11 protein-coding genes are annotated in these 12,105 nt (G+C 45.7%); 9 read left to right on the forward strand and 2 right to left on the reverse strand.

Translation table 11 applies throughout. From position 1 onward, the window contains the following. From A1D16_RS19120 to A1D16_RS19160, 9 genes are all read left to right on the forward strand, one after another. A partial coding sequence (locus A1D16_RS19120) for an SDR family oxidoreductase (RefSeq protein WP_290712499.1) occupies positions 1 to 215 on the forward strand: 215 nt, incomplete at its 5' end. 3 nt (positions 216 to 218) lie between these two features. Then, positions 219 to 1,073, forward strand: coding sequence for a fumarylacetoacetate hydrolase family protein (locus tag A1D16_RS19125; protein WP_290712501.1), 855 nt, complete (start codon positions 219 to 221; stop codon positions 1,071 to 1,073). Between the two features lie 11 nt (positions 1,074 to 1,084). Beyond that, positions 1,085 to 1,870 carry an SDR family oxidoreductase gene (locus A1D16_RS19130; protein WP_290712503.1) on the forward strand — a complete coding sequence of 262 codons (786 nt, stop codon included), beginning with the start codon at positions 1,085 to 1,087 and terminating at the stop codon, positions 1,868 to 1,870. A 10-nt stretch (positions 1,871 to 1,880) separates the two neighbouring features. Beyond that, positions 1,881 to 3,518, forward strand: coding sequence for an altronate dehydratase family protein (locus A1D16_RS19135; RefSeq protein ID WP_290712505.1), 1,638 nt, complete (start codon positions 1,881 to 1,883; stop codon positions 3,516 to 3,518). A 52-nt stretch (positions 3,519 to 3,570) separates the two neighbouring features. Further along, positions 3,571 to 4,353: an alpha/beta hydrolase-fold protein gene (locus tag A1D16_RS19140; RefSeq protein WP_290712507.1), complete on the forward strand. Its 783-nt coding sequence runs from the start codon at positions 3,571 to 3,573 to the stop codon at positions 4,351 to 4,353. Between the two features lie 156 nt (positions 4,354 to 4,509). Further along, a complete protein-coding gene (locus A1D16_RS19145) occupies positions 4,510 to 4,893 on the forward strand; it encodes a hypothetical protein (protein WP_290712509.1) in 384 nt (127 codons plus the stop codon). Positions 4,894 to 4,950: 57 nt separating this feature from the next. Continuing rightward, positions 4,951 to 6,060, forward strand: coding sequence for an efflux RND transporter periplasmic adaptor subunit (locus A1D16_RS19150; RefSeq protein WP_290712511.1), 1,110 nt, complete (start codon positions 4,951 to 4,953; stop codon positions 6,058 to 6,060). Between the two features lie 9 nt (positions 6,061 to 6,069). Next, positions 6,070 to 9,216, forward strand: coding sequence for an efflux RND transporter permease subunit (locus tag A1D16_RS19155; RefSeq protein ID WP_290712513.1), 3,147 nt, complete (start codon positions 6,070 to 6,072; stop codon positions 9,214 to 9,216). Then, a complete protein-coding gene (locus A1D16_RS19160) occupies positions 9,209 to 10,672 on the forward strand; it encodes a TolC family protein (protein WP_290712515.1) in 1,464 nt (487 codons plus the stop codon). Before A1D16_RS19155 ends, A1D16_RS19160 begins: the two co-directional genes overlap by 8 nt. An 18-nt stretch (positions 10,673 to 10,690) precedes the next feature. Here the strand turns inward: A1D16_RS19160 and A1D16_RS19165 are convergent, their stop codons facing one another. Together A1D16_RS19165 and A1D16_RS19170 are read right to left on the reverse strand one after the other, a co-directional pair. Next, positions 10,691 to 11,665 (reverse strand): sugar phosphate isomerase/epimerase family protein, encoded by a 975-nt coding sequence (locus A1D16_RS19165; RefSeq protein WP_290712517.1) that lies wholly within the window; start codon positions 11,663 to 11,665, stop codon positions 10,691 to 10,693. 75 nt (positions 11,666 to 11,740) lie between these two features. Then, on the reverse strand, positions 11,741 to 12,105 hold a 365-nt coding region (locus A1D16_RS19170; protein WP_290712519.1), incomplete at its 5' end, for a hypothetical protein.

The following is a 12,105-nucleotide window of genomic DNA, read 5'->3' on the forward strand; positions in this document are numbered from 1 at the left end:
TTCATACGCCTTTTGTGGATGGATTCATCGCAAAAAATTATCCCGGAAAAGAAACAGAAATTTTTGAAAAACTATCCGCCAGCCAGCCGATTGGCAGAATGGGAAAACCGGAAGAAATTGCGCACCTGATGATCTATCTCTGTTCAGACGAAGCCGCATTTATTACCGGTTCAGACTATCCCATTGATGGTGGTTTTGTAACCTTAAATACTTAATGGATGAAATTAATACGATTTGGTAACCCGGGCCAGGAAAAACCAGGAATTTTAGTGGATGGAAGACAATTGGATGTATCCGCGCATTTTCAGGATTACAATGAGCAGTTTTTTGCAGAAGATGGATTAAACCGCTTAAAAGATATACTTAGCGAAATTGGTAGTGAATTACCGGAAATACCGGCAGGTACCCGCCTGGGGGCGCCCGTTGCAAGGCCGTCGAAAATAGTTTGCATTGGTCTGAATTATATCGATCATGCCAATGAAACCAACGCAACACCCCCTACCGAGCCGGTTATTTTTATGAAATCAACCACGGCGCTGATTGGCCCGAACGACCAGGTAATGATACCCCGTGGTTCGGAAAAAACAGACTGGGAAGTGGAGTTGGCTGTAGTAATTGGAAAAAAAGCCAGTTATGTCGAGGAAAAAGACGCATTTGAATATGTAGCAGGTTATGCTCTACACAATGATATAAGTGAACGGGCGTATCAATTGGAACGCGGTGGCACCTGGGATAAGGGAAAAGGTTGTGATACGTTTGCACCCATTGGCCCCTGGCTGGTTACCAAAGATGAAGTATCGGATGTACATGCCCTTCGACTATGGCTTACCGTTAATGGTAAACAAATGCAGGATGGAAATACCAGCAACCTGATTTTTAATATTCCTCACCTGATTGCTTATACCTCGCAGTTTATGACCCTTCTTCCCGGAGATATCATTTCTACAGGTACACCTGCTGGCGTAGGATTGGGTATGAACCCCCAGGTTTATCTTCAGCCAGGCGATATTATGGAACTGGGTATTGACGGGTTGGGAACATCGCGCCAGGAACTGATTGCTTTTTCACATTAACAAGCTGCACTATGAATTTGGAATTACAGCATAAGATTATAATCGTAACCGGCGGGGCAAAAGGTATCGGAGAAGGTATTGTGCGGGTACTGGCAGCGGAAGGAGCATACCCTATTATAATAGGAAGAGACGCAAAAGATAACCAAAAGCTGGTGGATGAATTGCAGGCAGCCGGACAAAAAGCGGATCAGTATGCCGCTGAATTGGCCGACCCTGCGGCCTGCAAAGCAGCCGTTGACTACGTGCTGGTAAAATATGGCCGGATAGACGGGCTGGTAAACAATGCCGGTAAAAACGACGGCGTGGGGTTGGAAAAAGGAAATTATAAAGACTTTATGGAATCGCTCCATAAAAGCCTGGTACATTATTATCTGATGGCCCATCATGCCCTTCCTGCGTTGATCAAATCCAAGGGAGCTATTTTGAACATCAGTTCAAAGACAGCAGAAACCGGTCAGGGAAATACTTCTGGTTATGCAGCTTCCAATGGTGGCAGAAATGCGCTAACCCGTGAATGGGCAGTAGAACTGCTGAAATACGGAATCCGCGTAAATGCCATTGTGGTGGCTGAATGCTGGACACCCCAATATGCTACCTGGATTGAGACCCTTGCCGATCCGAAAGCAAAACTGGATAGCATTAATAAACGAATTCCATTCGAAAACCGAATGACCACACCAGAGGAAATAGCTTATACCACAGCTTTTCTTTTGTCGAATAAATCGAGTCATACCACCGGCCAGCTGATTCATGTTGACGGGGGGTATGTTCATCTTGATAAAACTATTACTGAATAACGCTGCAATCATGAACGCATCTATTCTGCAGGTAAATCCGAAGGACAATGTCCTGGTAGCTCTCCATAATTTAAAAAAAGGCCAGGTAATTGACTGGCAGGGAAAACCCATCGAATTGTTTTCTGACGTGCCGGCCAAGCACAAATTCACCATCGGGCCGCTTCAGCAAGGAGATCCGGTGATCATGTACGGTGTTACCGTTGGGAAAGTACAATTGTCCCTGCCTGCCGGTGAATTACTTACCACCGAAAACCTGAAACACGCAGCAGACCCCTATGGTTTTAGAAACGTAAAGCTGGAATGGGAAGCACCCAATGTAGATAAATTCCGCGAACTCAGTTTTCAGGGTTACCACCGGTCAGACGGCAGAGTGGGAACGGCAAACTACTGGCTGTTTATACCCACTGTTTTTTGTGAAAACAGGAACATGGATGTAATAAAAGAAGCCCTGTTAAATGAATTGGGATACAGTGTAACGCAGAAGTACAAACGATACACCCGCGACCTGGTTAGCGCTCTCGAAAAAGGAGAGGACCTGTTAACCGTTCAGCTACAACCCTCCGGCGCGCCTAATCACCGGGTATTCCCCAATGTAGACGGTATAAAATTTCTGAATCACGACGGCGGTTGTGGCGGTATCCGCCAGGACTCGGAGATCCTTGGAAAATTATTGGCCGCTTATGCCAATCATCCGAATGTGGGGGGTATTACTATCCTTAGCCTTGGTTGCCAGCATTTGCAAACCAATGATCTTTTAAAGGAAATAAAAGCTACAAATCCCCAGTTTGATAAACCCCTGTATGTATTTGAACAACAGCAATCCCGTTCAGAAGAGGAGTTGATTACCGAAGCTATCCGAACAACGTTTAAGGGTCTGCAGGAAATCAATCAACTTAAGCGGGCACCGGCTTCCCTGGATAAACTCTGTATTGGTGTAAAATGTGGCGGCAGCGATGGTTTCAGCGGTATTTCTGCAAACCCTGCGGTGGGCTATTGCGCAGACCTGGTAGTAGCATTGGGCGGAAAAATATTACTGGCCGAATTCCCGGAATTATGCGGTGCTGAACAAGACCTGATCGATCGGAGTGTGGATGAAGCTACCGCCCGCAAGTTTATCCACCTGATGGATTCCTATGATGCGCTGGCACACCAATCCGGATCAGGATTTTATATGAATCCTTCTCCGGGTAATATCCGCGATGGTCTTATTACGGATGCTATTAAAAGTGCAGGGGCTGCCAAAAAAGGCGGAAATTCCCCGGTAGTAGATGTGTTGGATTATACGGAACAGGCAACCAAACCCGGGCTCAGCCTTGTTTGTACGCCCGGAAACGACGTAGAAGCTACCACGGGTAAAGCGGCTTCCGGAGCCACCCTTATTCTTTTCACCACCGGTTTGGGCACCCCTACCGGAAACCCTGTTTGTCCCACTATTAAACTGTCTACCAACAGCGCCCTTGCTAAACGTATGGGCGATATTATAGACATTGATACCGGCCCCATTATTACCGGCGAAAAATCGATTCAACAAATGGGGGAAGAAATTTTAGCCTATTGTATCAAGGCGGCCAGTGGGGAAGTAATTCCCAAAGCGGTTCTGCTGAACCAGGAAGATTTTATTCCCTGGAAAAGAGGGGTGAGCCTCTGATACCAATCGTTCTGAAAAAGAGGAATCGTATCTTTATGGATAAGCCATAACGATGCGATTCCTTTTCCTGTTTATTACCTTTCTGCTAACAATTAGCTGTGCCAGCGCACAGGATCTCAGTTTGTTTGAGAAAAAAACCTTTGTAAGTTCCCGCGGTGATACCCTTCCTTACCGGATTCTTTACCCTCTCCATTATAAGCCTGGAAAAAAGTATCCATTGCTTCTTGTATTACATGGCGCCGGTGAAAGGGGGAAGGATAATGAAAGCCAGTTGGTACATGGCGCCAGGCTGTTCCTGGCAGATTCCAACAGAACCCGCTTTCCCGCGATAGTGGTTTTTCCCCAGTGCCCGCAAAACAGTTACTGGGCAAATGCTAAAGTGAACCGCAACAGTACCCCCTATGAAATTAGTTTCGATTATTCCGGTGCGGCCTCCGGTCCGCTGAATGCAGCGCTTGAATTAGTGCATCAACTGCTGGATGCGGGAAGCATAGAAAAAAAGCAGGTATATATTACTGGTTTATCCATGGGGGGAATGGGAACCTTTGAGGCCATATACCGGGAACCCGGCTTGTTTGCAGCAGCAGCACCCATCTGTGGTGGCGGAAACCCCGATGCCTATTCGAAACAAATGGCAAGGGTAGCTTTCCGGGTTTTTCACGGAGCAGAGGATGCTGTGGTTAATGTTGAATTATCAAGGGTTATGGTAAACAGGTTAAAAGCATTAAAGGCGTCGGTAGTTTATAAAGAATACCCGGGGGTAAATCATAATAGCTGGGACAATGCCTTTGCGGAACCGGATTTTTTGTCCTGGTTTTTCAGCAAAAAGAACTAGCAGCTAACCAGTCTGAATGCATTAGAATAAATTGTAAATCAACACTTAAACAGGTTTCTTTAGGAAATTTTAAGGATTTTTTCATCTTTCTTAGAGATTTTAATCAGAAGGGGGAAGTAACTTTGAAACGATTCAACAAACCCCCGGAAACCTATCATGAGAGTACCTTTTCAAAAAAGGTTAAAGGCATTCATTGGCGTATTCCTTTTACTTGTGCTGCCGTTAGCAGACACAGTAGCGGGCGCAGTGAACAATGGGGTGGGCGTTAATACCTGCATGCAGGCAGTAGTGCTGGAGCAGGGCGATGAAGCGCCGGATTTGTTATCGTTTTCTGCCCTGCGATTTGAATTTGCCAACTGGATACCGGAAGCGATCCGGTCGGTGAATATTCGCATGACCAACCTGGCCCCCTCCGTGGGAGGTTTGGCAATTTTCATTAGTTTTAAATTAGTTCGGGTAGTTTTTCCACTACATCAACCGGACGATTTCTCCATTAAACCTGATTTTGTTGGGTTCCTGTTCCGTTTAAAGCCATTTTGATGATCACTGCCATTATGTGAAGCAGTATTTAATTAGTGATCATTTTAAATTAACAACATGACTGGACATTTCCGTGCAGCTGCGTGGGGTATGGCTATTATTTTTATTGGTTGCCGAACAAAAGACGATAAATCTGCAACAAATGAACCGGAACAAATTCCGGTAGTAAAACTGGCACATTCGGATACTACCCTTTATACCGGGTATGTAGCCGATATTCAGGCTGTTCAAAATGTGGAAATCCGTGCAAAAGTGGATGGTTTCCTGGAACAGATTATGGTAGATGAAGGCCAGTTTGTAAAAAAGGGACAGCCTCTTTTTCTGATAAATGTTTCGGAGTATACCAATGCCGTGGCCAAAACGGAAGCCCAGCTTTCCAATGCACATGCCGAAGCGCATGTGGCTGAACTGGAAGTTGGCAGGGTAAGAACACTGGCTGAAAAAAATGTAGTGGCAGCTTCTGAACTGAAACTGGCAGAAGCTCGGCTGATGGCTGCGCAGGCAAAGGTAAAAGAAGCCTTATCTGCACATGACCTGGCCAACCTGCAACTCTCTTATACCGCTATCAAAGCCCCGTTTGATGGTATCGTTAATCGCATTCCCCTTAAAAAAGGAAGTTTGATTGAATCGGGCACCCTGCTGACCACTATTTCAGATAATCGGTCTATTTATGCCTATTTCAATGTTTCTGAAATTGAATACCTGCAATTAACCAGGGGGGCTAAAGGAAGTTTAACGGAAACCGAAACCGTGCAGCTAGTATTGGCAGACGGATCGCCCTATACCCACAAAGGTAAAATTGAAACCATTGAAGGAGAGTTTGATGAGAGTACCGGTTCCATTGCTTTCCGGGCCGTTTTTCCCAATCCGGACCGGTTGCTGAAACATGGTGCATCCGGACGGGTACGACTCAGCAATACCGCCAATAATATTGTAATGGTTCCACAGAAAGCCGTATTTGAAATCCAGGATAAACATTTTGTGTATGTAATGGATCAAAACAAAATCATCCGGCAAAAACCATTTATGCCGGCCAGGCGAGTGGCGCAATATTATATCGTAGCCTCCGGGTTAGATGCAGGCGATACTATTGTTTATGAAGGTATCCAGGACCTGAGAGACGGTATGGCCATCAATCCTCTTTTCACCACAGTGCTTTCAAATTAAGCTTAATCAATGGTAGAATTATTTATCCGGCGGCCGGTATTGTCGCTGGTAATTTCCTTGCTGATAACCCTATTGGGATTACTGGCCCTGTTTAGCTTGCCGGTAACACAGTTCCCTGATATTGTTCCTCCCTCTGTGGTAGTTAGTGCCAAATATACCGGCGCTAATGCAGAAGTATGTGCTAAAGCAGTAGCCACCCCCCTGGAACGGGCTATCAACGGTGTACCCGGTATGACCTATATGTCTTCCGTTTCCAGCAATAACGGTAATACACTTATCCAGGTTTATTTTGAAGTAGGCACCGATCCGGACCTTGCAGCGGTTAACGTGCAAAACCGGGTAACTACTATCCTGGACGAATTACCTGAAGAAGTAATTAAAGCGGGCGTTACTACGGAAAAAGAAGTGAACAGTATGCTGCTTTATCTCAACTTAATGAGTACGGATGAATCAGCGGATGAAGATTTTATTTACAATTTTGCCGATATCAATATTCTGCAGGAATTAAAAAGGATTGACGGGGTTGGCTTTGCAGAGATAATGGGACAAAAAGAGTACTCTATGCGGGTTTGGTTAAAACCAGACCGGATGCTGGCTTACAATGTGTCTGCCGAGGAAGTAGTACAGGCTCTGCGGAACCAGAACATTGAAGCGGCACCAGGAAAAGTGGGAGAGAGTTCCGGTAAACAAACCCAGCCTTTACAGTATGTGTTGAAATATACTGGAAAGTTTTTTGAACCCGGCCAGTATGCCGATGTGGTTATCCGTGCCAAGGAAGACGGAACCCTTCTTCGCCTGAAAGATGTGGCAGATGTTGAATTTGGCGCCATGACCTATAGCATGGTGTCTAAAACCGATGGCCGCCCGGCAGCCTCCATCATGCTGAAACAACGGCCTGGTTCCAATGCCCGTGATGTAATACAGTCGGTTAAAGACCGGATGGCAGAACTTAAGCAAACCAGTTTTCCTCCAGGCATGGAATACAATATTTCCTATGATGTTTCCCGTTTCCTGGATGCTTCTATAAACGAAGTATTAAAAACTTTGTTGGAGGCATTTATACTGGTATTTATCGTAGTATTTATTTTCCTGCAGGATTTTCGCTCTACGCTTATACCTGCACTGGCCGTACCGGTTGCCTTAATTGGTACCCTGGCATTTATGCAGATGCTGGGCTTTTCTATTAACCTGCTGACCTTGTTTGCACTTGTACTGGCCATTGGAATTGTGGTGGATAACGCCATTGTAGTGGTGGAAGCAGTGCATGTTAAGATGTCGCAGGATCACCTGCCCCCGCTGGAAGCCACTATTAAGGCGATGAAAGAAATTACGGGAGCCATTCTTGCAATTACCCTGGTAATGTCGGCCGTATTTATTCCGGTGGCTTTCCTGAGTGGGCCGGTTGGGGTATTTTATCGCCAGTTTTCCATAACACTGGCCATTGCCATTGTTATTTCAGGCATTAATGCGCTTACTCTAACACCCGCATTATGTGCCCTCATGATGCGGCATGATGAAGTAAAAAGCAGGAACCTGCTAGGTCGTTTCTTTTCCGGCTTTAATAAAAATTATGATAAGACAGAGCGTTGGTATGCGCGTCTTATACAAAAAATTGCCGCAAAGAGAGTGCTCACTTTTTCCTTGTTTTTACTCTTCTGTTTATTGACGTTTGGTATCATTAAAATTCTTCCTTCCGGCTTTATACCTACGGAAGACCAGGGAATGATTTATGTAAACGTTACCACTCCGCCGGGCGCAACTGTTGAACGTACAGAAAAGGTGCTGGATGAAATTCAGAAAGTAGCCAGCAGCCTGGAACCGGTCGAAAATATTGCCACGCTGGCGGGTTTTAGTTTAATGAACGATGTGGCAGGTGCTTCCTATGGTATGGGTATGATTAACCTTAAACCCTGGGAAGAAAGGAAAGAGTCTGTACAGGATATGATGGATGCGCTTATAGCAAAAACCAAACATATTAAAGATGCCCAGATAGAGTTTTTTCCACCACCTACTGTTCCGGGCTTTGGTAATGCCAGTGGATTTGAATTCAGGGTGCTGGATAAAACAGGAACGGGTAATCTTGAAAAAACTGCGGCTGTTACCAACGACCTGATTCAACGCCTGGAAGAATCGCCGGTAATCAGTGGCGCATTTACCAGTTTTGATCCCAGTTTTCCGCAGTATTTACTGCATATCGATTATGATATGGCTGCTAAAAAGGGTGTAACGGTGGATAATGCTATGAGCACCCTGCAAACCTTGCTGGGAAGTTTTTATGCAACCAATTTTATCCGCTTTGGGCAGATGTATAAAGTAATGGTACAGGCCTATCCTCAATACCGCAAAAACCCCGAAGATATTTTGCAACTCTATGTAAAAAACAATAAGGGAGAAATGGTGCCGTATTCCACGTTTGTACAACTGGAAAGGGTATATGGTCCGGAACAGCTTACGCGGTACAATATGTATACCTCTGCCATGGTTACCGGCGATTCCAGGCCGGGTTTCAGCAGTGGAGATGCCATCCGCGAAATTGAAGCTGCTGCAGCTGATTTACCGCGTGGATTCAGTTATGAATGGAGTGGTATGACCCGCGAACAGATTTTGTCCGGGAATCAGGCAGTTTATATCTTTTTGATATGCCTGGTATTCGTATACCTGCTGCTGGCTGCACAGTATGAAAGTTTTCTACTGCCTCTGCCGGTATTGTTATCATTACCTGCGGGTATATTCGGGGCCTTTTTTGCATTGTGGATGGTTGGCCTCGAAAATAATATATACGCGCAGGTGGCACTGGTAATGCTGATTGGGTTATTGGGAAAAAATGCTATCCTGATTGTGGAGTTTGCTATACTTCGCCGCGAAGAGGGCCATTCGGTGCTGGCAGCGGCCGTGGAAGGTGCTGCTTCAAGATTACGTCCTATCCTGATGACTTCCTTTGCATTTATAGCCGGCCTTTTGCCCCTTTGCCTGGCTTCCGGCGCCGGTGCAATGGGTAACCGTTCTATAGGCACCGCAGCAGCAGGAGGTATGTTAATCGGAACCCTGTTCGGGGTATTGATAATTCCGGGTTTATACGTGCTTTTTGCTTCCTTGTTAAAAGCGCCGGTTAAGAAAACAACGATCGATAACGAATCAATTGACGGTGATGCATAAACGTAGTTTTAAACTGATTGGATACACAGGTATTCTTTTGCTGGTATTGGCAGGCTGCCGTGTGGCAGCCCCACCTCCTTTGCCGGAAGAGAAAAAAATTCCGGATGAATTTCTTCCGAAAGCAGACAGCTCTGCTTCGCGGATAGACAGCACTTCTGCCGGTAATTTTCATTGGAATATTTTTTATACCGATTCTCTTTTGAAAAACCTGATCGATACGGTGTTAAAACATAACCAGGATCAGGTGATTGCTTTGCAACGGGTTGAGATCATGAACCAGCAGGTATTTCAGCGCAGGGCGGCTTTCCTGCCCGCAGTACAGGGCGTTATTTCAGGCGGATTGGATCGTTTCGGAGAATATACCATGAATGGTGTGGGAAATTATGACATGAACTTATCCCCGAACCTGAAAGAGGACCAAAAAGTGCCGAACCCGGTACCCGATCTCTTCGTCGGCATCCGCAGCCAATGGGAAATTGATCTATGGGGTAAACTGAAAGCACAGAAAAAAGCAGCCATGGCCCGTTTGCTGGCAGCTGAAAATGGCCGCAAATTCATTACCACCCAGTTGGTGTCACAGGTTGCTTCGCTTTACTATGAACTGGCAGCCGTAGACATTGAACTCGATATTGTACAAACCAATATAAAGCTTCAGCAACAGGCATTGGAAGTGGTAAAAATTCAGAAGGAGGGAGGCAGGGCTACCGAACTGGCGGTACAGCAGTTTGAAGCACAATTGTATCGGACACAAACCCTTGAATGGGTAATGAAGCAGGAGATGGTTGCCATTGAAAATGAACTGAATTTTCTGGCTAACCAGTTTGATGCACCGGTGAAACGCACAAAATTTGCTTTCCAGGATGTGCATCCGGCACCTTTACCGGTTGGTTTCCCAGCCGATGTTCTTTTTCAGCGCCCCGATGTACAGGAAGCGGGGTATGTACTGGAAGCCAGCAAAGCAGATATCAAAGCCATACGAGCTGCATTTTTACCGGCATTAACGCTGCAGCCAATGATCGGACTGCATACCTACAATGCCGCCAAATGGTTCAGTCCCGAGTCACTGGCCCTTGGGGTGGCGGGCGGATTAACGGCTCCTTTATTGAATCGGCGCCAGTTAAAAGCGGATTATCGCATAGCTACGGCCGAACAGCTGGCCGCTTTTGCCAGCTACCAGAAATCTTTAGTAGGAGCGTACAATGAAGTAAGTACGCTGATGAATGGCTGGAGTAACCTCAGCAAACAATTTTACCTGAAAGAGAAAGAATTTAATGTACTGTCAAAAGCAGTTCAAACTGCCCGTGATCTGTATGTGGGCGGTTATGCCAATTACCTCGAAGTTATTACAGCGCAGAAAGGCGTGTTGGATGCCGAATTAGAGCTGGTGGAAACCCGCCTTAAAATGATGCAGGCGAAAGTTAATTTATACCGGGCTTTAGGAGGAGGATGGCAATAACCATCCTCCCAGCTAATTTTAGGATACAAGCGCTCCTGCTTTTTCAAGCAGGGCTTTTGTTTTCCGGATACCTTCGTCTTCACTCAGGATTTCTCCTTCGTATTCAATGCCGATATACCCTTTAAAGCCTGCTGCTTTTACAATTTGCAGCATCTTGGTATAATCCGTTTCTTTTTCATTACCCTGCTCATCAAAATCATGTGATTTTGCACTTACCCCTTTTGCATAGGGCATTAATTCCTGGGTGCCCTGGTAACGGTCATATGCATCCAGGCAGTTCCGCCAGTTACCCTCTTCCCGCTGAATGCAGAAATTGCCGAAATCCGGAAGAGTGCCCACATTGGGTTTATTTACCGCTTTCATTACACCTGCCAGCCATGCTCCGTTGGAGGAATAGCCACCATGGTTTTCAACAATTACGTTGATACCAACTTTTTCGGCGTATTCACCGAGGCGGGTCAGTCCATCTGCCGCTGTTTTAGCTATTTCTTCCGCCGTTCCCTGCCCGGCTGCGTTTACGCGGATGGTTGCACAACCAAGGTGTTTGGCGGCATCTACCCACTTATAATGATTTTCAACCGCTTTAATCCGCTCGGCTTCTACTTTATGACCAATTTCGCCTTCCCCGTCGATCATGATCAGGTGATTTTTTACCTCATTATCACTACAGCGTTTAAGCATTTCATTCAGGTAAGCGGTGTCTTTGGCTTTATCCTTGAAGAACTGGTTTACATATTCAACAACGCCTATCCCGAAATCTTTTCTTGCTTTGGCAGCAAAATCCAGGTTATCCATTTTTTTCTCGAACAGTGCTTTATGGAGCGACCATTGTGCCAGAGAAATTTCAAAAAATAATTGTTTGTTCGTTGCTTCAGGGGCGTTTTTCTGCTCATCCGATTTATTTTCGGAAGAGTTATTCATACAGGCCACACCGGTTGCGCCGATAGCCAGGCCACCCATTAACTTGAGAAACTGTCTGCGTTGCGATTGCATGTTCGTTGAGTTGTTGGTGAATTAATTAGGGCAGAATTTACGACTAATTTTTTTAGATCAGTCAGGCATTCCTGCTTATTGCCGGAAAACGATGCGTAATCGTTTATTAAAAACCATTTTTCCTTTTACCCATACCTGCACATAATAGCGCTGGGCGGGTAAATAACTGAGATCGTATTGGAAGATGCCTTCCTTAAGGTTTTCATAGATATGCTCTTCTACCAATTGATTGCCCGGATCACTTACCAGGCGTACCGTTACTTTTTCGGCTGTATTACTGAAATAGTCGAGGGTAGTTGGTCCTGCACTCATCGTCGGGTAAAGGCCTACAGAAGGTTGTTCCTGCACGGGCTGGTGTAGCAGGGAGTCGGTACTAACTTCAAATGCATAAAACAGGCTGGTGCCAAAATCAGATTCAAAATGATGCAACATACGGCGGG

The organism is Flavihumibacter sp. CACIAM 22H1 (genome assembly GCF_001601815.1).
Taxonomy (GTDB): domain Bacteria; phylum Bacteroidota; class Bacteroidia; order Chitinophagales; family Chitinophagaceae; genus Flavihumibacter.